The 23,371-nt window shown below is 76.0% G+C and carries 18 protein-coding genes, 1 tRNA gene and 1 pseudogene; 12 read left to right on the top strand and 8 right to left on the bottom strand.

The window, feature by feature from the left end; genetic code table 11:
- The first annotated feature begins 16 nt into the window (after window positions 1-16).
- Window positions 17-700, top strand: coding sequence for an alpha/beta fold hydrolase (locus tag AC2TDM_RS03005; protein ID WP_484635782.1), 684 nt, complete (start codon window positions 17-19; stop codon window positions 698-700).
- A gap of 36 nt (window positions 701-736) precedes the next feature.
- On the opposite strand, the gene AC2TDM_RS03000 is transcribed toward AC2TDM_RS03005, so the two are convergent.
- On the bottom strand, window positions 737-3,019 hold the full coding sequence (locus tag AC2TDM_RS03000) for a putative bifunctional diguanylate cyclase/phosphodiesterase (RefSeq protein ID WP_484635781.1): 2,283 nt from the start codon (window positions 3,017-3,019) through the stop codon (window positions 737-739).
- Window positions 3,020-3,162: 143 nt separating this feature from the next.
- On the opposite strand from AC2TDM_RS03000, the gene AC2TDM_RS02995 reads away from it, so the two are divergent.
- Window positions 3,163-3,579, top strand: a complete 417-nt coding sequence (locus AC2TDM_RS02995; protein WP_484635780.1) for a DUF3592 domain-containing protein — start codon at window positions 3,163-3,165, stop codon at window positions 3,577-3,579.
- A gap of 37 nt (window positions 3,580-3,616) precedes the next feature.
- On the opposite strand, the gene AC2TDM_RS02990 is transcribed toward AC2TDM_RS02995, so the two are convergent.
- Together AC2TDM_RS02990 and AC2TDM_RS02985 are read right to left on the bottom strand one after the other, a co-directional pair.
- Window positions 3,617-4,123, bottom strand: coding sequence for a MarR family winged helix-turn-helix transcriptional regulator (locus AC2TDM_RS02990; protein WP_484635779.1), 507 nt, complete (start codon window positions 4,121-4,123; stop codon window positions 3,617-3,619).
- Window positions 4,124-4,162: 39 nt separating this feature from the next.
- A complete protein-coding gene (locus AC2TDM_RS02985) occupies window positions 4,163-4,495 on the bottom strand; it encodes a nuclear transport factor 2 family protein (protein ID WP_484635778.1) in 333 nt (110 codons plus the stop codon).
- 212 nt (window positions 4,496-4,707) lie between these two features.
- On the opposite strand from AC2TDM_RS02985, the gene AC2TDM_RS02980 reads away from it, so the two are divergent.
- Window positions 4,708-4,780, top strand: a tRNA-Lys gene (locus AC2TDM_RS02980).
- Window positions 4,781-4,823: 43 nt separating this feature from the next.
- Here AC2TDM_RS02980 and AC2TDM_RS02975 read toward each other — a convergent pair.
- The gene (locus tag AC2TDM_RS02975) at window positions 4,824-7,151 is read right to left on the bottom strand and encodes a helix-turn-helix domain-containing protein (RefSeq protein ID WP_484635777.1); all 2,328 of its coding nucleotides are present in this window, start codon (window positions 7,149-7,151) and stop codon (window positions 4,824-4,826) included.
- Window positions 7,152-7,324: 173 nt separating this feature from the next.
- On the opposite strand from AC2TDM_RS02975, the gene AC2TDM_RS02970 reads away from it, so the two are divergent.
- The 6 genes and pseudogenes from AC2TDM_RS02970 to AC2TDM_RS02945 all read left to right on the top strand — a co-directional run bounded on the left by AC2TDM_RS02970 (window position 7,325) and on the right by AC2TDM_RS02945 (window position 13,001).
- A complete protein-coding gene (locus AC2TDM_RS02970) occupies window positions 7,325-8,038 on the top strand; it encodes an alpha/beta fold hydrolase (RefSeq protein WP_484635776.1) in 714 nt (237 codons plus the stop codon).
- Window positions 8,039-8,152: 114 nt separating this feature from the next.
- On the top strand, window positions 8,153-9,115 hold the full coding sequence (locus AC2TDM_RS02965) for an alpha/beta hydrolase (protein WP_484635775.1): 963 nt from the start codon (window positions 8,153-8,155) through the stop codon (window positions 9,113-9,115).
- A 280-nt stretch (window positions 9,116-9,395) separates the two neighbouring features.
- On the top strand, window positions 9,396-11,015 hold the full coding sequence (locus AC2TDM_RS02960) for a sensor domain-containing phosphodiesterase (RefSeq protein ID WP_484635774.1): 1,620 nt from the start codon (window positions 9,396-9,398) through the stop codon (window positions 11,013-11,015).
- A gap of 544 nt (window positions 11,016-11,559) precedes the next feature.
- Window positions 11,560-12,114: pseudogene (locus AC2TDM_RS02955) on the top strand (GGDEF domain-containing protein); the annotation flags it as partial.
- A 31-nt stretch (window positions 12,115-12,145) separates the two neighbouring features.
- Window positions 12,146-12,424, top strand: a complete 279-nt coding sequence (locus AC2TDM_RS02950) for a diguanylate cyclase domain-containing protein (protein WP_484636376.1) — start codon at window positions 12,146-12,148, stop codon at window positions 12,422-12,424.
- Between the two features lie 10 nt (window positions 12,425-12,434).
- Complete coding sequence (locus AC2TDM_RS02945) at window positions 12,435-13,001, top strand: aromatic ring-opening dioxygenase LigA (protein ID WP_484635773.1); 567 nt, start codon at window positions 12,435-12,437, stop codon at window positions 12,999-13,001.
- A 107-nt stretch (window positions 13,002-13,108) separates the two neighbouring features.
- On the opposite strand, the gene AC2TDM_RS02940 is transcribed toward AC2TDM_RS02945, so the two are convergent.
- From AC2TDM_RS02940 to AC2TDM_RS02930, 3 genes are all read right to left on the bottom strand, one after another.
- Window positions 13,109-15,943: a PA14 domain-containing protein gene (locus AC2TDM_RS02940; protein WP_484635772.1), complete on the bottom strand. Its 2,835-nt coding sequence runs from the start codon at window positions 15,941-15,943 to the stop codon at window positions 13,109-13,111.
- A 459-nt stretch (window positions 15,944-16,402) separates the two neighbouring features.
- Window positions 16,403-17,299 (bottom strand): formate/nitrite transporter family protein, encoded by an 897-nt coding sequence (locus AC2TDM_RS02935; protein ID WP_484635771.1) that lies wholly within the window; start codon window positions 17,297-17,299, stop codon window positions 16,403-16,405.
- Between the two features lie 23 nt (window positions 17,300-17,322).
- A complete protein-coding gene (locus AC2TDM_RS02930) occupies window positions 17,323-17,814 on the bottom strand; it encodes a MarR family winged helix-turn-helix transcriptional regulator (RefSeq protein ID WP_484635770.1) in 492 nt (163 codons plus the stop codon).
- Window positions 17,815-17,854: 40 nt separating this feature from the next.
- Between AC2TDM_RS02930 and AC2TDM_RS02925 the strand changes: the two genes are divergently transcribed.
- The 3 genes from AC2TDM_RS02925 to AC2TDM_RS02915 all read left to right on the top strand — a co-directional run bounded on the left by AC2TDM_RS02925 (window position 17,855) and on the right by AC2TDM_RS02915 (window position 22,732).
- Window positions 17,855-20,005 (top strand): MMPL family transporter, encoded by a 2,151-nt coding sequence (locus AC2TDM_RS02925; protein ID WP_484635769.1) that lies wholly within the window; start codon window positions 17,855-17,857, stop codon window positions 20,003-20,005.
- Window positions 20,006-20,062: 57 nt separating this feature from the next.
- Entirely contained in the window at window positions 20,063-21,571 is a 1,509-nt protein-coding gene (locus tag AC2TDM_RS02920) for an MFS transporter (protein ID WP_484635768.1), read from the top strand.
- 153 nt (window positions 21,572-21,724) lie between these two features.
- Window positions 21,725-22,732 carry a protein kinase family protein gene (locus tag AC2TDM_RS02915; RefSeq protein ID WP_484635767.1) on the top strand — a complete coding sequence of 336 codons (1,008 nt, stop codon included), beginning with the start codon at window positions 21,725-21,727 and terminating at the stop codon, window positions 22,730-22,732.
- An 82-nt stretch (window positions 22,733-22,814) separates the two neighbouring features.
- On the opposite strand, the gene AC2TDM_RS02910 is transcribed toward AC2TDM_RS02915, so the two are convergent.
- Complete coding sequence (locus tag AC2TDM_RS02910) at window positions 22,815-23,336, bottom strand: protein-tyrosine phosphatase family protein (RefSeq protein ID WP_484635766.1); 522 nt, start codon at window positions 23,334-23,336, stop codon at window positions 22,815-22,817.
- Window positions 23,337-23,371 lie beyond the last annotated feature (35 nt).

The following is a 23,371-nucleotide window of genomic DNA, read 5'->3' as shown; positions in this document are numbered from 1 at the left end:
GGACTAGCGTGACGGCGTGGACCTCCTCCTCGTCGCCGGGCTGTGGCTGGACCCCTCCGTGTGGGACGACGTGGTCGCCGGGCTAGCCGCCCGCGGGCACCGCGGCATCGCCGTCGCGCTGCCCGGGCAGGGCGACGGGCGCACCGACTCCACGCTCGACGACCAGCGGCAGGCCGTGCTCGACGCCGTCGACGCTGCCGACCGGCCCGTGGTCGTCGGGCACTCCGCCACCGCGAGCCTGGCGTGGCTGGCGGCGGATGCCCGGCCGTCCGCCGTCCGGGCGACCGTGCTGGTCGGCGGCTTCCCGAGCGCCGACGGCGCCGCCTACGCCGACTTCTTCCCCCTCGTCGAGGGTGCCATGCCCTTCCCCGGTTGGGCTGCCTTCGAGGGCCCCGACTCCGCCGACCTCGACGAGGCGGCGCGGGACGCGCTGGCCGCCCGGACCATCCCCGTGCCGGGCGCCGTGGCCCAGGGCGTCGTGCGTCTGGCGGACGAGCGCCGGTACGACGTCCCCGTCGTCCTGGTGTGCCCCGAGTTCTCGCCCGACGACGCCCGCGCCTGGGTGGCGTCCGGGGACGTCCCGGAGCTGGCCCGCGCGCGGGACGTCACGTACGTCGACCTGCCGACCGGGCACTGGCCGATGGTGTCGGCCCCGCAGGTCCTGGTCGCGGCGCTCGCGGACGTCGCCGACGGGCTCTGACGGGGACCGCTCGCAGCACCCGTCACCGCGGGACCGTCAGCGCGGCACCGTCAGCGCGTTGCCGCGCACGCCGCCGACCCCGGTCACGATCACGCCCACCACCTGCTCGGGCCGCTGCGGCCGCCCGAGGGCGAACCCCTGGCCGTACGCGCACCCCGCCGCCGCGAGCCGCGCGGCCGTCGCGCGGTCCTCGATGCCCTCGGCGACGACGTCCAGCCCCAGCGCGGTGCACAGCGCGACGACGGACGTCACCAGCGCGTCGCCGTCGCGCTCGCCGGCGTGGGCGAGGAACGAGCGGTCGAGCTTGACGACGTCGACGGGCAGCGTGGCCAGCTCCGACAGGGAGGACTGCCCGATGCCGAAGTCGTCGAGCGCGATGCGCACGCCGACCGCGCGGAGCTGCAGGAGCACCGTGGCCGCCGCGGCGGGGTCGGGCGCCACGGACGTCTCGGTCACCTCGACGCAGAGGTCCTCCCCGCGCAGCCCGTGCCGCGCCAGGGCCGCCAGCACGGTCGTCGGGAGCGCCGGGGTCAGGCTGCGGCGCGAGACGTTGACGCTCGTGCGCGCGAGCGGCACGCCCGCCGCCCGCCACGCCGCCAGGTCGGCGCACGCGCGGTCGAGCACCCACGCGTCGACCTCGGGCATGAGGCCGGCCGCCTCGGCGAGGCCGATGAACTCGTCGGGAGGGATCGGCGGTCCGTCCGCCGGCCGCCACCGCAGCAGCGCCTCGACGCCGGTGACCTCGCCGGTCTCCAGCCGCACCAGCGGCTGGTAGTCGAGCTCGAGGCCGCCCTCGCGCAGCGCCCGCCGCAGCGCCGTGGTGACGGACAGCTCGCGCTGCGACCGCTCGTGCATCCACGGCTGGAAGACGACCGCCGACCCCCGTCCGGCGGCCTTGGCCTGGTACATCGCCAGGTCGGCGTCGCGCAGCACGTCGTCGGGCGTCCGGCCGGCCCGGACGGGGGCGAGACCGATGCTCGCCCCGAGCACGACCGTCCTGGCCCCGATCTCCACCGGGCGGGCGAGCGCGGCCAGGAGGTGCTCGGCCACCGCCCGGGCGGCCTCCTCGCCGGTCGCGGTGAGGGCGACGAGGAACTCGTCGCCGCCCGTGCGGCAGACGGTGTCCGCCGGCCGTGCCGCTCCGCGCAGGCGCTCCGCCACGGCGACGAGCAGCGCGTCCCCGGTCGAGTGCCCGAAGCTGTCGTTCACCTGCTTGAACCCGTCGAGGTCGAGCAGGAGCACGACCGTGCCGTCGTCGGCCGCCGCGCACGCCACCTCGAGCGCGCGCCGCGCGTGCGCCAGGTTGCCGAGCCCGGTGAGGTGGTCGTGCCGGGCGTCGTGCTCGAGCCGCGCCTGGCTCTCGCGCAGGCGCCGGGCGACGAGCTCGCGGTCCCGCGTGGCGACGAGCTGCCGCAGGCACAGCGCCACCATGAGCGCGACGAGCAGCCCCAGCGACATGCCGCCGAGGTCGTGCCCGAGCACTGCGGCGGCTGCCGCGAAGACCAGCGCACCGGCGACGCCGCACCACGGCACCGTCGCCGCGGCCCGCACCCACGTCCGGGACAACCGCCCGCCGGAGCAGCTACCGACGAACGCGACGACGAGCAGCAGGAGCCCGGCCTCGGCCAGCGCCCCGACCCAGCTGTAGGCGGTGTAGCGGCCTTGCGCGGCGAGGACGGTGTAGGCGACGTCGCTGGTCACGTAGAGCAGCAGGCCGGCGACGGCCAGGCCCACCTCGCGGCGGGCCTCGTCGGCGACGCGTCGCAGCGCGCCCGCCGCCACGGCGACGAGGAAGGCGTCCGAGGCGGGGTACGCGAGGATCGTCGCGGCCGTGGTGGGCGGCAGGCCGGCGCCCACGTGCGCCGGCGCGAGCGCGGCCGTCCACGTGACGAACCACAGCGCCGTCGTGGCGACGAGCCCGTCGAGCACGAGCTGGGTGCGCGAGCCGGGCACGTCGTCGCGCACGGGGTAGGACAGCAGCCCCGCCACGCACACCGGCACGAAGAGGAAGTGCAACGCGTCGGCCGGCGACGGGATCGGCACCGCGGCCCCGGTCGCGCGCAGGACGAGCACGGCGACCCCGCCGGCGGTCGCGAGCAGCAACGACACGCTGATGAGCAGCCGCGCCCGTCGCAGCCCGCCGGCCGACCCGCGCGCCTTCACCGCCATGAGCACCGCCGCCACCAGCACGGTCGTGCACTGCACCAGGTAGGAGGTGAGGGTGCCCGCCGCCACCGGCAGCGGCCGCAGGAGCACGAGGGCGGCGAAGACCGCGCCGACGGCCAGCGCCGCGACCGTGACCCCCCGGTTCGCCCTCACGGCCCGTCCATCGTCCCCGGCCCGCCCCGGCGTCAGGACGCGCCGCCCGGGTCACCCGGCGGGCCCACACATGTCACCCGCTCCGCCCGACGAGGGACGCGGCTCGGCGGGTCGTGGACGGGCGCGGACGTCACCATGGACCCGTGACCACGACCGCCGTCCTGCAGCTCGTGCTCGTGGCGGCGGCGGCCGTCCTCCTCGTCGTCGGCCTGCGCGCCCTGCGCCGCGCGTCGGCGACGAGGGCGCGCGTGGCCCGGGCGCGGACGGCGTCGGGCGAAGTCGTCGCGGTCGACGCCGTCGAGGGGCGCACCGTCCCGACCGTCCGCTACCACGTGGCCGGCGAGCGGCTGGAGGGGTCGCCGAACCTGCCGCCGCCCGGGTCCCGGTACCTCGTCGGGCAGCCGGTCGACGTGCGCTACGACCCGCAGGAGCCGGCCTGGATGACGATCGAGGCCGTGCAGGGCGACGCCCGTGTGCCCCGCCCGCGGGCCGCGGTGGTGGAGGTGGCCGTCGCGGTGGTGCTGCTCGTCGTCGCCGTCGTCCTGGCGCTGCTGCCCTGATCCGAGCGCGGGCGGCAGCCGGGCGGCCGGCCAGCGCTCAGGGGCGGTCCCGCGGGCGGGGCAGCGTGCCGTGCTCGATGAGCGCCTCGTAGACGCCCTCCATGGCCTCGGCGAGCTCCCGCAGATGGTCGCCCGACAGGGCGTCGAGGAACACGCGCCGCACGAGCGCGACGTGCCCCGGCGTCGCGGCCGCCAGGGACGCGCGCCCCTCCTCGGTGAGGACCACCGTGGTCGCGCGCCGGTCGTCGGTGCTCCCGGCCAGCCCGACGAGCCCGCGCCCGGCCATGCGTCGCACCTGGTGGGAGACCCGGCTGCGCTCCGCCCCGATCCGCACGGCGACGTCGGACACCGTCATGGGCTCGGGGTCCTGGCTCACGAGCGCGACGAGGACGTCGTAGTCCGCCAGCGACAGCCCGTGGTCGGCGCCGAGCTGCCGGTTCATCTCGTACCGGAGCCGCAGGTGCACCTTCATGTAGGCGAACCAGGTCCGCGTCTCCTCCTCGGACAGGAACGCGTAGGGCGACTGCGGCGCGACGTCGTGCACGCACCGATCATCCCCGCACGGGCCCTGGCGACACGGGTGTCAGGTGAGGAGGACCGTGTAGACCTTCGCCGACCGCCCGTCCCGCGCGAACCCCATGTCGGCCCCGGAGACGACGGCCGGCCCGCCGGGAGGGCCGAGCTCCCAGGCGAGGTGCCCGAGGTCCTGGACCTGCCGCGGCCCGTCCACCGGCCGGAACTCCAACCCCTCGGCTCCGTCGAGGATCGTCTGCGCCTTGGCGCTCAGCGCCTCGTGGCCCTCGACGACGCCCTCGGCGTCGACGAAGACCACGTCCTCCGTGCACGTGCGGGCGATCGCGGCGAGGCGGCGTGCCGGGTCGCGCTCGGCGAAAACGTCCAACAGGTACGCACGCATGGGGGCGTCCAACGGATCGGGCACCGGTCCTCCGGGTGTCGGCTCCACGTCGTCATGCAACACATGACATGTCACGCACCGTAGAGCGGCCGGCACAGTCGGTCAACCATCTGACCGTCGCGCGGCGGCGGTACGCTCCCCCCGGGTCTGCGACCGGGCAGCCGCGAGCCTGGCGTCCCGGCTGCAGGGTGCGGCACCCGCGCCCCGGCCCGGGGCCTCTAGCTCAACCGGCAGAGCAGCGGACTTTTAATCCGCGGGTTGTGGGTTCGATCCCCACGGGGCCCACCCTTGGCGCGCCGGCTCCACAGACCCACCTCCGCACGTGGACCTACGACGCGTCGATCGCGCGGATGGCGGCCTCGATCTCGTCGGCCCAGAACTGCGGGCGGTGCCGGCCGGCCGCGTCCAGCGCGGCGCGGTAGTCGACGAGGGCGCGGGTGTGCTCGCCCCCCGCGTGGAGCGCGCGGGCGCGTTCGGCGAGCCCCCGGGCGAGCTCCTCACCGGCGCCCGCCTGCTCGCGCACCAGGAGGAGGGCGTCCGAGGCCACGGACACGGCCTCCCGCCAGTGGCCCGCCGCCGTCAGTGCACGAGCCAGGGTGAGCATCACCGACTGCCGGAGGAAGTAGCGGTCGTCGGCCGAGACGGAGGGCGAGTCGTCCAGACGGACCAGCTCGTCGAGGACCACGCGGAGCTCCTCCACGGCGCGGGCGGGGTCCGCGAGCAGGACGAAGCGCGCGAGCAGGACGCGCGCATCGATGAGGCCGGCGGGGTCGTCCACGGTGGCGTAGAGCGCGACAGCCCGTCGCAGGCTCGCCTCACCGGCTTCCCGTGACCCCAGCTGCATCTCGGCGATGCCCAGCTGGAGGAGGGCGTTGGCCTGCAGCCCCACCGCGTCCACCTTCTCCGCCGCGGCGATCGCCGCCCGAGCCGTCCGACGCGCCTCGCGGTAGTCGAAGGTCACGTTGACCATCGTCCAGGCGATGCCGGACCGGATCTCCGCCTCGGCTCGGTGGTCGCCCGCCGCGACGGCCGCGCTCACCGCGATCGCATGCACCTCGGGCCAGCCGCTCCACGCCGTGTGCCGGTTCTTGAACGGCAGGATCTGCGCGAGGTCGTCCAGCAGGACGCGGCCGTCCTCGACGGCCGCGAGCGTCCGCAGCGCGGCGAGCCACCCGTCCGCCTCCTCCTGGAGCCACGCGTCCGCCGACGACGAGGTGAAGTGCAGCCTCGGCGGCGTGCCGCTCCTCGGGGCCGGGAGGCCGGGGTCCGCGAAGTGGCTCCCCGCGCGGGCGGCGGTCGTGACGTACCAGCGCGCGAGCGTCTCCGTGCCGACGCGCTCCTCCTCCGGGTGCTCGCCCAGGCGCGCCCGGGCGAAGAGCCGCAGCAGGTCGTGCAGCCGGTACCGGCTTCGATCGAGGGGTTCGAGCAGGCCGAGGTGCACCAGCTCCTCGAGCCCGTCGACGGTGTCCTCCTCGTCCCGGCACCGCACGGCGGCGGCAGCCGCCGCCGAGAACGACGCGGCCGGCAGCAGCGCCAGGTCGCGGAAGTCCCGCTGCTGCTCCTCGTCCAGGAGGGCGTAGGACGTCGCGAAGGCGCGCTCGCCCTCCAGGTCCCCGGCCGTCAGGAGCCGGAGCCGCCGGTCGTCGGACTGCAGGCGCGCGACCATGTGGGCGGCGTCCCGCGCCGGGTGCGCCGCGACGTGCCCGGCGACGATCCGCAGCGCGAGCGGGAGGTCGCCGCAGAGCTCGGCGAGCGCGTCGAGGTCCGACGCCGTGCCCTGACGCGCGGGGATCGCGGTGCGGAGGAACGCGGTGCTGTCGGCGCGCGGCAGCGGTCCGACCCGCAGGTGCCGCACCCCCTCGAGGCCCGCCAGGCTCCGCCGCGACGTGGCGACGACCCGGGCGTCGCCTCCGGCGGCCAGCACGACGCGCACCTGCGACTCCGTCGCGGCGTCGTCGAGGACCAGGACGCGGGGGGCGGACCGGGCGGCGTCGGCCCAGCCGACCAGCGCCGCCTCGAACCCCGCGGGGACCTCGGGCGCCCCCGGCACCTGCCGCAGGAGGACCTGCAGCACCCCCAGCGGCGTGAGCGGACGTGTCGTCGCGCCGCCGAGGTTGACGAAGAGGGGTGCCGGCAGGTCCGGGAAGGCCCGGCGCACCGCCTCGAGGGCGAGCGAGGTCTTGCCCGCTCCCGGAGGGCCACTCAGCACCACCGTCCTCCCGGCGCCCGTCCTCGCGCCCGTGGCCGCTCCCGTGGCCGCACCCGTGCCCGTGCCCGCACCCGTGCCCGTGCCCGTGCCCGTGCCCGTGCCCGTGCCGGCGCCCCGCAGCAGGTCGACGAGGACCGCGAGCTCCTCCGCGCGCCCCGTGAAGTCGTCGGGACGGTGCGGCCGGGCGGACTCCACCGTCGGGCCCTCCTCGTCGGACCGCGCGCGGCGCACCGCCTCGACGAACCTCTCCCGCTCCGCCGGCCCCAGCCCGAGCCCGTCCGCGAGCGCCAGCACGGTCCGGCGCTGGGGGACGGCGATGACGCCGCGCTCGATGTCCCCGATCGCGCGGTCGCTGACCCCCGAGCGCTCCGCCAGCGCCTCGAGCGTCAGGTCCCGGGCGAGCCGCTCGCGCCGGACGAGCTCGCCGATCGCCGTGGGCCTGGGCACGACGGGCCCCTTCCTCCTGCGGTTCTTCCTGACGTCTTCCTGGTGCCGCGCCCCCTCGTCGCCCGACTGTAGGACCCCGGGGCCCGGTCGAACGGGCCGCGGGAGACCGGCACCAGCAGCACGCCCCAGCAGGCCACCAGCACCCGCCCGCACCGACCAGCAGGGAGACCGCCATGCCCACGACCGTCGTCCTCGTCCACGGCGCCTTCGCCGACTCCGCGAGCTTCGCCCCCGTCACACGCCTGCTGCTCGACGAGGGCCTCGACGTGCGGGTGCCGCCCGTGGCCAACCGCAGCCTCATCGGCGACGCCGCCGCGCTGCGCCGATTCGTCGAGCAGGTCGGCGGCCCGGTGCTGCTCGTCGGGCACTCGTACGGCGGTGCGGTCATCACGCAGGCCGGGGACGCGGACGCCGTCGTCGGGCTCGTGTACCTCGCCGGCTACGCCCTCGTCGAGGGGGAGAGCCTCGGCCAGCTCCAGGGCGGCTTCCCCGACTCGGACCTCGCGGCGAACCTCGTGTACCAGCAGTACCCCCTGCCCGACGGCACGGAGGGGACGGACGTGTCCGTGCGCGTGGACGCCTTCCCCGAGGTGTTCGCCGCCGGGGTCGACCCCGCGACCGCCCAGGTGCTCGCGGTCGGGCAGCGGCCGCTCTCGGCGCTGGCGTTCGGCGAGGCAGCGACGGTGGCCGCGTGGCGGACGAAGCCCGGCTGGGGTCTCGTCTCCGCGGCCGACCGGACCATCAACCCCGACGTCGAGCGCTTCGGGTACCAGCGCGCGGGCCTCGAGGTCGTCGAGGTCGCCGGGGCCCCGCACCTCGTCATGCACCAGAACCCGCAGGCCGTCGTCGACCTGATCCGCACGGCCCTCGCCGCCGTCGGCGGCTGAGCTCCACCGCTCGACGCCGACCATCCGTACCTCGCCACCGTACCTCGCCACCGCACCTCGCCACCGCCCAGCACCTCACCACCGCCGCGCCCACCCATCCCGAGAGGAACCGCCGTGGCTGCCAACCCGCACGGCCTGTCGCTCGAGCCCGCCGCGCTCGCCTTCGCCGAGGCCACCGCGAACCCGCCCTACCTGTACGAGATGACCCCGGAGGAGGGCCGCAAGACGGTCGATGCCGCCCAGGACTCGCAGGAGGGCAGGCCGCCCGTCGACGAGACCTGGCTCACCGTCGAGGGCGGCCCCACCGGCACCGTCCGCGTCCGGGTCGTCCGCCCGTCGGGCGCGACCGGCACCCTGCCGGTCGTCCTCTACACGCACGGCGCCGGCTGGGTCTTCGGCGACGCGCACACGCACGACCGGCTGGTCCGCGACCTCGTCGTCCGCACGGGCGCCGCCGTCGTGTTCCCCGAGTACGACCGCTCCCCCGAGGCGCGCTACCCCGTGGCGAACGAGCAGTCCTACGCGGCCGCCCGGTGGGTCATGACCGCGGGCGCCGAGGTGGGCCTCGACGCATCGCGCATGGCCGTCGCCGGGGACTCGGTGGGCGGCAACATGGCGATCGCCCTGACGCTCATGGCCAAGGAGCGCGGGGACGTGTCGTTCGTCGCGCAGGTGCTCTTCTACCCCGTCACGGACGCGGGCTTCGACACGCCGTCCTACCACCGCTACGCCGACGGCTACTGGCTGTCCCGCACGGGCATGTTCTGGTTCTGGGACCAGTACACGACGAGCGAGGAGGACCGTGCACGGATCGACGTCTCCCCCCTGCGCGCCACGCCGGAGCAGCTCACGGGCCTCCCGCCGGCGCTCGTCGTCAACGCGGCGCACGACGTGCTGCTCGACGACGGCCTCGGCTACGCGGACCTGCTCCGCACCGCCGGGGTGCCGGTGACGCACGTGACGTACGCGGCGACGATCCACGACTTCGTCATGCTGGACGCGATGCACGACACGCAGGCGGCGCAGGCCGCCGTCGCGCAGGCGGCCGCCTTCCTGGCGCAGGCGCTGGAGGGGTAGCGGACGACGCCGCGCGGCGCGGCCGGCACACCGCGCGGTGCCGGCCGCGTCCGCGCGCGCGGGTGAAAAAACCGCGGCCTGCACGGCCGGGTGCGGACGCCGAGCACTCACCCGGACGAGTGATGTGCTTTATTGGCGCCTCGTAGCCCACGACACGCGCCCCACCGCCTGGTGGCCAGCGCCGCGCACCGACCGTCCGGGGCTGCGCGCTGGAGGCAAGGCCGTGCACCCGGGCGAGGACCCTGGCGCCCCGACGGGGGCGCTCAGCGGGTCGCGCGCGGTGCGCCGACCCGACCAGCGCCCGGACGAGAGGCAGGACCAGCGCGTCGAGCAGCGCCTGCAGGACCGGCTCCACCGTGCGCTGCGCGACGGCGGCCTCGACGTCCACTTCCAGCCCTTCGTCGAGCTCGCGACGACGGCCGCCGTGGGGGTGGAGGCGCTCGCGCGCTGGCACGACGCCGAGCTGGGCAGCGTCCCGCCCGCCCGGTTCGTCGCGGCGGCCGAGCGCAGCGGGCAGATCGTCGCGCTCGGCCGGCTGGTGCTGCGCCGCGCGTGCGAGGCCGCCGCGCGACTGGCCGACCCGGCCCGCCCGTTCTCCGTCAGCGTCAACGTCTCCCCCGCCGAGCTCGACGACGCCGGCTTCGTCGCCCACGTCGCCGCCACGCTGCGCGCCACGGGGCTGGCCCCGGGGAGCCTGTGCCTGGAGATCACCGAGACGGCGGTCATCGGGGACCTGCCGGCGACGGTCGCCCGCCTGCAGGAGCTGCGGGCGCTCGGCGTGACCGTGGCGCTCGACGACTTCGGCACGGGCTACTCCTCGCTCACGCTGCTGCGCCAGCTCCCCGCCGACGTCGTCAAGGTCGACCGCGCCTTCGTCCGGAACGTCACGACGGACCTGCGGGACGCGGTGCTCGCCCGGCTCGTGGTCGACGGCGCGCACGCCATGGGCCTGTCGGTGTGCGCCGAGGGCGTCGAGACCGCCGACCAGGCGCGGCAGCTCGTCGCCCTGGGGTGCGACCGCGCGCAGGGCTGGTTCTTCGCCCGGGCGCGGGACGCCGACGACCCCGCGCTGGGCGCCGCGTGGGCCGCCCGGCCGCTGCGGGACCGACCGCTGTCCGCGCGCCGGCCCGCCTTCCCGCTCGCGGGGCTCGACGAGCTCGTCCTCGTCACGGGCCCCGACGGCGAGGTGCGCTTCGCCTCGGCGGCCGCGCGGCGCCTGCTCGACCGCTCGCCGGGCGACCTCGTCGGGACCCCGGTCCAGGAGCACCTCACGCCGGACCCGGAGGCGGGGATGCAGGCAGGCACGCAGACGGGCACGCAGGCGGAATCGCAGGCGGGGTCGCAGGCTGCATCACAGCCGCCCGCCGGCGGCCTGCCGGAGGGCACCGCCCGGTACCGCGTCGCCACGGCCGCCGGGGAACCGCGGTGGCTGCAGCTCTCGACGCAGACCCGGCGCGCCCCGACGGGCGAGCCGCTGGAGACGCTGAGCGTCGCGCGGGACGTGACCGACACCGCCCGGGCGCAGCGCCGGCTCGCGGACAGCGAGGAGCTGTTCCGCACGGCCTTCGACCAGGCCCCGACCGGCATGGCGATGACCACCCTCGAAGGCCGGTTCCTGCGCGTCAACGCCGCGTACGCCGACCTCGTCGGCCTGACGCCGGACGACGTCCTGCGCACCACCGTCGACGCGCTCACGGTCGAGGAGGACCGGGAGACGGACCGACGCAACCTCGACGAGCTGCGGGCCGGCTGCACCGACGTCCACGACCTGCGCAAGCGCTACCGCCACGCGGACGGGCACGCCGTCCCGGCCCGGGTCCGCGCGGCCCTCGTGACGCCCGACGGGGCCGAGCCGTACATCGTCGCGCACGTCCTGCCCGACGAGGTCGTCCTGCGCTGAGGCGTCCCGGTACCGCGGCGACAGGTCGCCCCGGGTGCGGACGCCCCGACGGCACCGCTCACCCACCCGCAGGTGTGGTCCGGCCTCGTCCCCCTCATCGGCCGCCACCGCCGCGCGATGAGGGTGCATGCCGACGCCCGGTCCGCCGGTCCCCCTGGGACCGAGGTCCCTTCCCGAGCCACCTGCCCGGCCCGCAACCCCTGTCCGCACCCGTCCGGGTGACGGTGGCGACGGCGACCTGTCGTACCCCTCCCCGAGGATGTGACCCGTGACCCCGCAGAGCCCCTGGGCGCCCCGCGACCCCGCCGGGGCGGGCCGCGTGCTGCTGCTCGCGGCGGTGCTCGGGCTGACGGCGACGGTCGGCTGGGAGGTCGTGGCGTGGCTGACCGGGCGGCCGGACAGCACGGCGGTGTCCGCAGCCACGGCCCTGCTCAGCACAGCGCCGCTGGGGGTGTGCGCGTGGGTGGCCGCGCGCCGGGCCGACCGCGTGCCGGCGCCGGTCTGGCTCGCGCTGGCCGCCCTGCAGCCGCTCGCCGTCGCCGTCATGTCGATCACGGCCCGCGACGTGTCGGTCTCCGGGCAGCTGGGCTTCGCCTACCCGGTGGTGTTCGCGGCGTCGCAGTTCCGGCGCCGGGTGGCCGCTCTCGTCACGGCGGAGTGCGTGGTGGCGGACGCGGCCGTCGTGCTCACGCTGCAGCCGGTCGGGCCGGCTCTGCAGGACCTGCTGGTGGTCACGTGCGGCCTCGTCACCGTGGCGGGCGTCCTCGTGCTGTCCAACGCGCGGCAGGACGGGCTCGTCGCCCGGCTCGACGCGCTGGCCTCGCTCGACCCGCTGACGGGACTGGCCAGCCGGCGCGGCCTGGAGGACGCCGCCGCGCGGACGCTGGCCACGCTCCGCGCCGACGACCCCGCGGGCACGCTCGTCGTCGGGCTCCTCGTCCTCGACCTCGACCACTTCAAGACGCTCAACGACACCTTCGGGCACCCCGTCGGCGACGCCGCGCTCGTGCACCTCGCGGACGTGGTCCGCGGCGTCGTCGGGCCGTCCGACGTCGTCGCGCGCCTCGGCGGCGACGAGCTCGCCGTCCTCGTGCGGCACGCCGGGGACCGTCGACGCCCGCGCCGTCGCCGTGCACGCGGCCGTCACGGCCACCGAGCTGCCCCACGTGGGGCGCTGGCCCCTGTCCGTCAGCGTCGGCTACGCGTGCGCCGCCCCGCACCGGGCCTCCTTCGGCTCCCTCTACCGCGCCGCCGACGAGGCGCTCTACCGCGCCAAGCGGCAGGGCCGGGACCAGGTCGTCGCGGCCGGGCCCGTCCTCGACGACGAGCCGCCGCCGGCCCCCGGCTCCGACCAGGGCCCGTTCCCGCCGGCGACGAAGGTCCCAGGCGTGCCGTCCCCGGGGCCCTGACGCTGGAGGCATGACCCCCACCGCCGCGGCCCCCACCGCCGCGCCCCGCACCAGCACGACCTCCAGCACCACCTCCACCGCCGGGCTCGCCGCGGTCCCGCGTCGCCGCGGGACCGCCCGCGTCGTCGCGGTGATCGCCGTCGTCGCCGGCGCCCTGCTCGTCCTCGCCGGCGTCCTCACGTGGGCCGGGGTCGCCTCGACGCTCGCCGCGGAGGACGTCACCGTCTCCGCCGACGCCGCCACCCTCGCCGGGCAGCCGGTCACCACCCCCTGGACCGCCTGGGTCGAGGCCGACGTCATCGCCGGGCACGCGCTCGACGCCACCGGCGGACGCACCTACGCGGAGCTGGACCGCGAGGACCCGCTGCGCGCCGTCGCCATGGACGCCTCCTTCCTGCGGGCCTCCCTGTTCACCTCGGTCGTCGCCTTCGGCGTCGCGGCCCTCGTCGCCGGGGTCGGGGTGCTCGTGGCGATGCTCGGCGCCGCGCTCCTCGTCGTCGAGCGCCGCCTCCCCCCGCTGCCCGCCCGCGTCCGCGTGCCGAAGGTCGACCCCGAGTTCGTCCTCGTGCACGCCTGACGCCGGCCCGGCCCGGCACCCGACCTCGGCGCCCGGACCTCGGAGCCCGGACCTCGGAGCCCGCACGCCGGAGCCCGGACCCGGTGGTGCGCCAGGCCCGACGAGTGCTACCGCAGCGCCCAGGACACCTGCGCCACGGCGTTGCGGGTCCCGTCGAACCACTCGACCCGGACCCGGTGCGAGCCGGCGGTCAGCGTCCGCGACGCCGTGAAGGTCTGCACGGCATGCGTGTACCAGCGGTCCAGGAGCAGCACGTCGTCGACCCACAGCCGCACGCCGTCGTCGGCGGTCACCGTGAACCGGTACGTGCCCGCCGTCGCGACGCCGAACGTCCCCGCCCAGCGCGCGGAGAACTCGTCGGGCCCGACGCCGGGCGGGGAGCCCGCGCCCCAGTCGTGCGCCAGGGGTGCCGCCTCGCAGGACACGGAGACGGGCGTCCCGCTCAGGGACCGGTTCGCGAAGTACTCCGCCCGGTACTGACCGGCGGGGCACGCCGCCGCCGGCGCGAAGGTCGCGGTGAGGGTCTGCGTGGCGGCGGTCGCGACGACGCCGTGCGTGCGCGCGCCCCCGTCCGACCAGGAGGTGAACGTCCGGCCCAGCCCGGCCAGCGTCTGCGGGCTCGGGGTGGTGACGCTCGTCGTGCCGCCGAGCAGGACCGTCGTCGTCAGCGGCGACGGACCGGTCCGCTCACCGACCGTGACCTGGAGCCCCGGCGGCTGGGTCGTGACGGTGAGCGCGGTGGTCCGCGGCTCGAGCCGCCGGACCGTCGTGGCGGCGTTCCCCGCCGCGTCCGTGGCCGTCAGCCGCAGCTCGAGGTGCGCGGGGTACTCGTGGTCCGGTGCGACGAAGCTCCCGGACGCGGTCCCCGTCCAGCTCTGCACGGGGTGCGCGTGGCAGGCGTCGGGGCAGTGCTGCAGCACGAGCTCCCAGCGCAGGGCGGACGCCGGCAGCGCGCCCTGCTCCGGGTCGCGGGCGCCGCCGTTGAAGGTCACGGTCTGGCCCACCTGCCACGTCGAGGTCGCCGACGGTGTCGTGACCGTCGGCACGGGCGGCGCGTCCACCGGCGCCCACCCGACGGCGAGGCTCGCCTTCCCGGTGGCGTCGAACCACTCGACCTGGACCTGGTGCGGGCCTGCTGCGAGCGTCCGCGTCCCCGTGACGGTCGTCGCGGACTGCGTCACCCACCGGTCGACGACGAGCACGCCGTCCACCCGCACCCGCACGCCGTCGTCGGCCGTCGCCGTGAAGCGGTAGGAGCCGGCGGCGGGCACGTCGACCGTGCCCGTCCAGCGCCCCGAGAAGCCGTCGGTCGGCAGCCCCGCCGGGGCGCCGTACGCCCAGTCGTGCCGCAGCGGCGCCGCCTCGCAGGCCGTCACCGCGGGCACGCCGGTGAGCGTGCGGTTGGGGAAGTACTCCGCACGGAACGAGCCGGCGGGGCAGCCCGTCGTGCCCGGGTCGGGCACCACCCGGCGGATCGTGCCCCCGACGAGGTCGACGTAGTGCAGCACCCCGGCCGGCGACACCTCGAGCTGCACGGGCCCGGCGGCGGCGGTGACGAAGGGCCGCACCTGGGCGCGGTCGGGTAGGCCGTCGGCACCGCGCGGCACCACCCAGATGCACCCGCGCGAGTAGTCGGAGACGAACAGCGCACCGTCCAGCGGTTCCGGGTAGGGCCCGGTCGACGAGGCGAAGGCCAACCCCGAGATCGACGAGCCGCCCGCGGCGTCGCAGGTGTCGGCCGCGGACAGCCTCACGCCGTGCTGGTAGCGCAGGAACGGGGTCGTGTCGGCGTCGGGCTGCGCGTAGAGGCCCTCGCAGAGCCGCAGGTCGGCGGCGTCGAAGCGCGGCTGCCGCGCGTCGCCCTCGTAGCAGGGCCAGCCGAGGTTCGTCACGGCGGCCTTCGGGGCCACGACGCGGTTCACCTCCTCCCACGTGTTGGCGCCCACGTCGGCGATCCACAGCTCGTCCGTGCCCGGCCGGATCACGCTCCGCAGCGGGTTGCGCAGGCCGTGGGCGACGATGCGCCGGGCGTTGGCGTCGGTGGCGGTGCGGCCCGGGTTGTCGGGCATCGCCAGGCCCGTGTCCGGGGAGACACGGACGACCGACCCGGACAGCCCGGTGGGGTCGCCGGTCGTCCGCAGGTCCTGCGCCCGCAGCGACCCGCCCTCGGCGGTCGGCGGCGCCAGCACCGCACCGGTCGCGCCGCCCGGGTCCCCGCACGGGTTGGTCGGCGACCCGTCCTGGCCGTAGTCGGTGAAGGTGAAGCTGGCACCGTCGCCCCCGGAGACGTACAGGGCGCCGTCGCGACCGACCGTCACGTCCCCCATCGAGTGGCTCGGGTACTGCTGGCACCAGTCGTGGACCAGGTCCGTCCTCGTGGTCGTGGTGCCGGACAGGGTGAGCCGCGCGAGCTTGCCGCTGACGACGCAGCCGTCGGCCGTCGCGCCGGGCGGCGAGGGGCACGGGTCGCTGTCGGCGCCCGGGGTCCCCCAGCGCGGCGCCGTCCCACCGACCGGCCCGTCGAAGGTGTAGGTGACGTACAGGTACGGCCGCGTCGGGAAGGCCGGGTCGACGGCCAGCCCCAGCAGGCCGCGGTCCCAGAAGTTGTGCACCTCCGTGCGCAGGTCCGCGACGCGCGTCGGCGTCGTGTCGCCCGGTCCGTCGAACATGACGACGGTCCCGCGCTTCTCGGCGACGAAGACCCGGCCGTCGGGCGCGAACCGCACGACCGTCGGCTGCACGAGGCCGCGGAACGCGACCTGCTCCACGTACCCCGCCGGGACGGTCGCCGCGGCGGCCGTCCCGGCCGGCGCCCCGCCCGTCGGTCCGGGGACCGCGACCGGCAGGAGGGCCGCGAGCGCGGCCAGGAGGAGCACGACGGCCGCACGGGCGCGAGCGGTCCGGCGGCGCGCGGGGCGGCCACCAGGGGGACGAGCGTTCACAGGAGGTCCTTCACCCGTACGGGGGACAGTGCCTCCCGGGTCCGGGAGCGGGGCCCAGGGTGGCGACCGGCGGGCCGCGCGGCCAGGGTGGTGACACCTGTCAGGGCCTCCTGTCACGAAGATCACCCGGTCGTGTCACAGCGCCCCGACCTGCGCGTCCGCCCATCGGCAGCCCCCCCGCGGGACGGGGCCGCGCGGAGGGCGTCGGCGGGAACGATCCCACCTGCTGCCAGGTCTCGGTCCGGCAACGATCCGCCCGTGACGGCCACCACGCCGGTCGGCCGGTGGCACAGTGGGGGACGCCCGGACGGGCAACGGCGCCCGCCCGGACCTCCCGCCGGTGCGTCGCCCCGCCGCCGGTCGCGGAGGGCGGCGCCCGCCGGGCCGACGGACGACGAGGTCCGCCGGCCTGCGGGGACCGCGTCCCGCCGGTCGGACCCTGTCGGCTGCCGCTGCCGGTCAGGCCCCGCCCGGCCCCTGCTGCTGCTGCCGGTCGGGCCGGTCCGCGAGCCACCGGCGGTCGTCGTTGACGTAGGCGTAGAAGAACCCGACGAGGAGCCCGCCGCCGACGTAGTTGCCGAGCAGCGCCAGGCCGACGTTGCCCAGGGCCGGCCCCACCGCGATCCCCTGCTCGAGCCCGACGATGGCGAACAGGACCGTGTTGGCCACGGAGTGCTCCAGCCCGAGGAAGGCGAAGACGAACACCGAGGCGATCATGACGACCGCCTTCGTCAGGTCGTCCTTGATGAGGCCGTTGTAGACCAGCAGCATCGCGATGTTGATGCAGAAGTTGCACAGCGCCGCGCGCACGAGCAGGTCCGCCCAGCCGCCCGGGCCGTCGGTGGCGTACGCCAGCTTGTGCTCCACCGCCGCGACCATCTCGGCCAGGACCGGCCCGTCCGTGAGCGTGGACACCCGCAGCAGCGCGGCGACGACGAGCCCGCCCAGCGCGTTGCCCAGGTAGCACAGGCCGAGCAGGCGCAGCGCGTGCCCCCAGCCGGTGCGCCGGTGGTAGGCGCCGACGGAGACGATCATCATGTTCGAGGTCAGCAGCTCCGAGCGCGACCAGTAGATGAAGACGAGGGCGAAGCCGAAGACGACCGCCCCGACGAGCCGGCCGATCGGGCGCAACGTCGTGCCGTCCCCGGCCGCTCCCCCGCCGACCGCGACGGCGTCGAACGCGGCGACCACGGCGTAGTGCGTGACGTAGAAGATCCCGATGAGGAACCCCGCCATGGCGGCACGCTGGAGGTAGCGGCGGGCCATGGCGCCGGACAGCGTCGTCTTCGTGACCAGGGCCTCGAGCACCGTCGAGACGAAGACGCGGCCTGGGAACAGCTGCAGCGGATCGCTCACGGGCACACCGTGGCACGCGGGGCCTACAAGAGCGCGGTGATCGCGTCCGTCGCGCGTCGCAGGAACGCCGCGACGACCTCGCGGTCGTGGGCGGACAGGGCCTCCTCGGCCTCGGCGAGGCCGGTGAACATGGGCACGAGGTGCGCCACGACCTCCGCACGCCCGCTCGGGGTGACGACGACGCGCGTCCGCCGGCGGTCGTCGGGATGGGGTTCGCGGACCACGTGACCGCGGCGCTCCAGCCGGTCGACGATGCCCGACGAGGCCGCCGACGTCACGTGCAGACGCTTGGCGATCTCGACCGGGCCGAGGGGCTCGGCCATGAGGTGCTCGAGGGCCTCGAGCTCGGAGGACGACAGCCCCGCCCGCGCGGCGACGGCCGGGGTCACGGCACCGGCGACGCCGATCATGCGCCGCAGCTCCTGCAGCACCTCCGACTCCCGCATGCGGTCCTCGAGCGGTTGCGTCGCGTCCGCCACGGCCCTACCCTCCATCTCGTTCACGAGATTGCTCACCTGATGACATACCTGCTGAGCGTACCGAGGAGATCGTCACATGGACAGGACCGTGCGCACCATCGTGGGACGTCGGACGTCGCTGCTCGTGGTGGTCGTCGCCACCCTCCTCGCGGCGCTCGGCTTCGCCATCGGCGCCGACACGGGCAGCACGTCCGCGCAGTACCCGGACGCGCAGCTCCCCCGCGGGGCCGAGAGCACGTCCGCCACCCTGCGCCAGGAGAACCTGCCCACCGCCGACACCTCCGCCGCCGTCGTGCTGTTCACCGCCGACTCCGGGACGCTCACGCCGGACGACCTCGCCGCCGTCGGCGAGCGGGTCGCCGCGCTGACCGGCGTCGTCGAGGGGGCGCAGGCCTCCCCGCTGATCCCGAGCGAGGACGGGTCGGCGGCCATCGTCACGCTGGCCCTGCCCGCCACGTCGGCCTCGACGCTGTCGGAGGAGGTGTCCCAGCTGCGCGCGACGGCCCGCGACGGCCTCCCGGACGGCGTCACCGCGCAGCTCACGGGCCCGGCCGGCATCCAGGCGGACCTGGCCGAGGTCTTCGAGGGCGCCGACTTCCGGCTGCTGGGGGCCACCGCGCTCGTCGTCGCCGTCCTGCTCGTCGTCACCTACCGCAGCCCCGGGCTGTGGGTGGTCCCGCTGCTCACGGTGGGGATCACGGACCGCCTCGCGTCGATCACCGCGGCCGGCGTCCTCGACGCGGCCGGCCTGCCGCTCGACGAGTCCACCACGGGCATCCTGTCGGTCCTCGTCTTCGGCGCGGGCACGGACTACGCGCTCCTGCTCATCTCGCGCTACCGCGACGAGCTGCGCCGCGAGGCCGACCGCTTCGAGGCCATGCGGCACGCGCTGCGGCGGACCGCAGAAGCCGTCCTGGCCTCGTCGTCAACCGTCGTCCTGGCCGCCCTCGCCCTCCTCCTCTCGCTCACGCCCGGCACGCGCGCGCTCGGCCTGGCCAGTGCGGTGGGCATCGTGCTCGCGGCGTTCGCCGGCCTCGTCGTGCTGCCGGCGCTGCTGGTGCTGTTCGGGCGGTTCATCTTCTGGCCGCTGGTGCCGCGGGTCGGGGACGCGGCGACCACGGAGCGCCGGACGGTCTGGTCGCGCGTGGGCGGGCTCGTCGGCCGCCGTCCCGCCACCCTCGCCGTGGCCACCGTCGCGCTGCTCGCCGCCCTGTCGTCCGGCGTGCTCGGCATCAGCACCGGCCTGTCGGACGCGGACCAGTTCACGCGGACGCCCGAGGCGATCTCCGCCGCCGAGCGGCTCGGGGAGTCCTTCCCGGCCGGCGCCTCGGACCCGGCGATCATCATCACGACGCCCGCCGAGGCGGCGACCGTCGAGACGCTGGCCGCCGGCGTGACCGGGGTCGACGCGGTCAGCGAGGCCGGCCGCACGGACGACCTCGTCCGGCTCGACGCGGTGCTCGCCGCCGCCCCGGGCTCGGCCGAGGCGCGCGACACCGTCGTGGCGCTGCGCGAGGCGCTCGCCGACGTGCCCGCCACGGACGTCGGCGGCTCGGACGCGCAGTCCGTCGACGAGCGCGCCGGCGCCGTGCGGGACCTGACCGTCATCGTGCCGGTGGTGCTGGCGCTCGTGCTGCTCGTGCTCGTGGGGCTGCTGCGGTCGCTGCTGGCGCCCGTGCTCCTCGTCGCCACGGTGGTCGGCACCTTCGTCGCCAGCCTCGGGCTGTCCTGGTGGGTCTTCTCCGGGCTCCTGGGGCAGGACGCGCTCGACGTGCAGGTGCCGCTGCTGAGCTTCCTGTTCCTCGTCGCCCTGGGCGTGGACTACAACATCTTCCTCGTCACCCGCGCCCGGGAGGAGGCCGCCCACCACGGGACGCGCACGGGCGTGCTACGGGCGCTGACCGCGACCGGCGGGGTCATCACGAGCGCGGGCATCCTGCTGGCCGCGGTCTTCGCGGTCCTGGGCGTGCTGCCGCTGGTCGTCCTCGCCCAGATCGGCACGGTCATCGGCATCGGCGTCCTGCTCGACACCCTGCTGGTGCGGACCGTGCTGGTGCCGGCGCTGGCCGTCTGGCTCGGCGACCGGTTCTGGTGGCCGGGCCGTCCGCCGCGTGCCGACCACGGACGCCACCAGGGGCATCACGAGGGGCGCCACGAGGGGCCGTCCCGGCCGTCCCCCGCCGCCCCCGCACCCGCACCTGTTCCAGGGCTCACGGACCGGCCCTAGCGTCCCCCGGTCAGGCCGTGGGCACAGGGGTCCCGGCCGGGGCGCGAGGGAGCGGTCATGAGTGCGACGACGCAGGACCAGGGGGCGCAGCCCGGGGCGGTCCGCAGCCTCATCCCGGCACGGCTCGACCGGCTCCCGTGGACGCGGTTCCACTGGATGGTCGTCGTCGGGCTCGGGGTGTCGTGGATCCTCGACGGGCTGGAGGTCCAGCTCGTCGCGGACGTCGGCTCCATCCTCACCGAGCCCGAGAGCGGGCTGGGCATCCCGGCGGCGCAGGTCGGTCTGCTCGCGTCCGTGTACCTCGTCGGGCAGGTCGTGGGAGCACTCGTCTTCGGGCGCATGACGGACCGGCTCGGGCGGCGGCGGCTGTTCATCCTCACGCTGACGATCTACCTCGTCGGCAGCGGGCTGGCCGGTCTCTCCTGGGACCTCTGGTCCTTCATGGCGTTCCGCTTCATCGCGGGCATGGGCATCGGCGGCGAGTACACGGCGATCAACTCCGCGATCGACGAGCTCATCCCGGCCCACTACCGCGGCCGCGTCGACATCGCCGTCAACGGCACGTACTGGGGCGGCGCGCTCATCGGCTCCCTCGGTGCGCTCGTGCTGCTCAACCCGGGCCTCGTGCCCATCTTCTGGGGCTGGCGCCTGTGCTTCTTCCTCGGCCCGGTGCTCGGCCTCGTCATCATCTACGTCCGCCGCCACATCCCCGAGTCCCCGCGCTGGCAGCTCACCCACGGGTACACGGGCGAGGCCGAGAAGACCATCACCGGCATCGAGGACGCCGTCGAGCACCAGGGCGGCACACTGCCTCCGGTCGACGAGAGCAAGGCCATCGAGGTCGTCGGCGAGAAGTCGATCCCCATCGCCCGCGTCGCGCGGATCATGTTCCGGGAGTACCCGCGCCGGGCGGTGCTCGGCGCGACGATGATGATCACGCAGTCGTTCCTCTACAACGCCATCTTCTTCTCCTACGCGCTCGTGCTGACGTCCCACTTCGACGTGCCGTCCGGGAGCGTCCCGCTGTACTTCATCCCGTTCGCGTTCGGGAACCTGCTGGGGCCGCTGCCGCTGGGGCACCTGTTCGACGTGTGGGGCCGGCGGAAGATGATCCTCCTGACGTACGGCATCTCGGCGGTCGTGCTGGCGCTGGCCGCGGTGCTGTTCAGCGCCGGCGCCCTCACCGCGGTGACGCAGACCGTGCTGTGGTGCGTCTGCTTCTTCTTCGCGTCCGCCGGCGCCTCGTCCGCCTACCTCACGGTGAGCGAGATCTTCCCGCTGGAGCTGCGCGGGCAGGCCATCGCGTTCTTCTTCTGCATCGCCCAGCTCTCGGGTGCGGTGGCCGCCACGGTGTACGCGAGCCTCGTCGGGGACGGGTCGGAGCGCGGGCCGCTCACCGCGGGGTACCTCCTCGGCTCGGGGCTCATGCTCACCGGCGGGCTCGTCGCCTGGTTCATCGGCATCAACGCGGAGCGGCAGTCGCTCGAGGACATCACCGACCCCGTCACGTCGACGAAGCGGCGGGGTGCGGTGCGCGCGGAGGGGGCCCACCCCTCGGCTCGCTGAGAGCCGAGCGGCTGCGAGAAAGGTCACCCGAACGGGTCAATACGGGCCGAGCCGGTGCCGATGTACGCTCCAGGCCCAACCCGGTCGCGGTCCCCGCCGTCGACGTCGCGTGGTGGCAACCCCCCGCTCACCACGGACGTCCTGGGAGACCCTGTGTCGCTCTTCGCACCTCTGCCCGACCCGACGCTCGAGCCCGAGCTGGACGCGGACCTGGACGCGGCTCCGGGCACGGCTCTGCACGCGGCTCGCGGCCACGCGGCCGACCGGGCGCCGCATCGCCCCGGCGCGCCGGCCGCCCCCGCCGCCTGGCTGGCCACGCCCGACCCGCTGCCGCTGCCCACCGGTCCGTGGGGCGTGACCGAGGCGCTGCTCGCGCTCGACGAGGCGCGCCTGGCCCTGCCGGGCATCAGCCCCGACGTGCAGGTGGTGAGCGCCCTGACGACGGTCGTCCTGCGCTGCGGCGACGAGGCCGTCAAGGTCTACCCGCCGGGCACCGACCCGGCGCACCTGAGCCGGACGGCCGCCGCCCTGGCCGGGTCGCGCACGGCCCTCCTGCCGACCGCCGGTCCCGTCATCACCTCGTGGGGCGTCGTGACCGTGCAGCCGTGGCTGACCAGCACCGGCCCCGTGGACTGGGCCCGGACGGGCCGGCTGCTCCAGCGCTTCCACGCCGCGCACGCCGACGCCGACCTGCCCGCGTGGCAGCCGCTGCGGCGGCTAGCGCCGCAGGTCGCGGACCTGCCCGACGAGGCCGCGGCCGTCCTGCTCGCCGCGCGCGACACGCTGCTGGCCGAGCTCGCACGGCTCGACTCGCCGCTGGGGGTCGGCGCCGTGCACGGCGACGTCTCGCCCATGAACGTGCTGCGGCACGGCCGTCGGCCGGTGCTCATCGACCTCGACTTCGCGGCGCGCGCCCTGCGGGAGTACGACCTCGGCAGCGCGGCGCGGCGGGCGGACACGGGCGAGCTCGACCCGGAGACGTACCTCGCGTTCTGCCGGGAGTACGGGCACGACGTGCGCGGCTGGGACGGCCGCATCGTCCTGGACCGGATCGCGGCGCTCGGCGGCGTCGCCTTCCGGCTCTGGGACTGCCGCCGCCAGGGCGACGGGTCGCTGGCGTGGCTCGACGACGCCGTCGCGGAGTGGCGCACCCCGCTCTGACGCCGTTCGGCGCCGCACCGGCGCCGGGGTCGTCGCCCGCTCGTCCCGTGGCGTCTCCCTCGGCGCGGGGGCGGTGCGGCCGTCAGTCGCCCGGGCGGGGCACGTCCACGGGCTCCGGCCGGTCGTCGGGCGCGGGCAGCCCGCGCAGCCACGCCGCGAACGCCGTGTTGTTGACGGTGCCCTCCCGGCGCTGCTGCACGTAGGCGAGCGCCTCGTCGCCCGGCAGGCCCAGCGCCTCGCGCACGACGAGGGACACGAGCAGGCCCGACCGGTTCCGGCCGAAGGTGCAGTGGACGAGCACCTGGTGCCCGTCGGTCATGAGCCCGGCGACGAGCGAGGCCAGCCGCAGCACCAGCCCGGCGTCCGGGAGGTCCTCGCCGTCGACGAGCGGGGACTTCACGTAGAGCAGGCCGTCGGTGGCGCCGGCGGGCGGGTGCGCATCGGGGTCGGCCACGTCGATCACGGCCGTGACGCCCGTCGCGCGCGCCCAGTCGTAGTCGACCGGGATGCCGCCGTGCCAGAGCCTCCCCGGCAGCATCTCGGTGGGCGGGTCCGCGGGCCGGACACCCGGCAGCTCGACGGCCTCGGTCGTCAGGGAGGTCACGGCACGAACCTAACCTCCTGCGCCCACCCCGGCGC

The sequence above is a fragment of the Cellulomonas sp. plas2 genome, assembly GCF_057221735.1.
Note: the sequence above shows the minus strand (reverse complement) of the source record. Positions and strands in the feature narration are given on the sequence as shown.

Excerpts from the sequence above, each read along its gene's own strand:
- AC2TDM_RS02985 (WP_484635778.1), bottom strand. The coding sequence starts at position 4,495 with ATGCGTGCGTACCTGTTGGACGTTTTCGCCGAGCGCGACCCGGCACGC.
- AC2TDM_RS02970 (WP_484635776.1), top strand. The coding sequence starts at position 7,325 with ATGCCCACGACCGTCGTCCTCGTCCACGGCGCCTTCGCCGACTCCGCG.
- AC2TDM_RS02945 (WP_484635773.1), top strand. The coding sequence starts at position 12,435 with ATGACCCCCACCGCCGCGGCCCCCACCGCCGCGCCCCGCACCAGCACG.
- AC2TDM_RS02925 (WP_484635769.1), top strand. The coding sequence starts at position 17,855 with ATGGACAGGACCGTGCGCACCATCGTGGGACGTCGGACGTCGCTGCTC.
- AC2TDM_RS02920 (WP_484635768.1), top strand. The coding sequence starts at position 20,063 with ATGAGTGCGACGACGCAGGACCAGGGGGCGCAGCCCGGGGCGGTCCGC.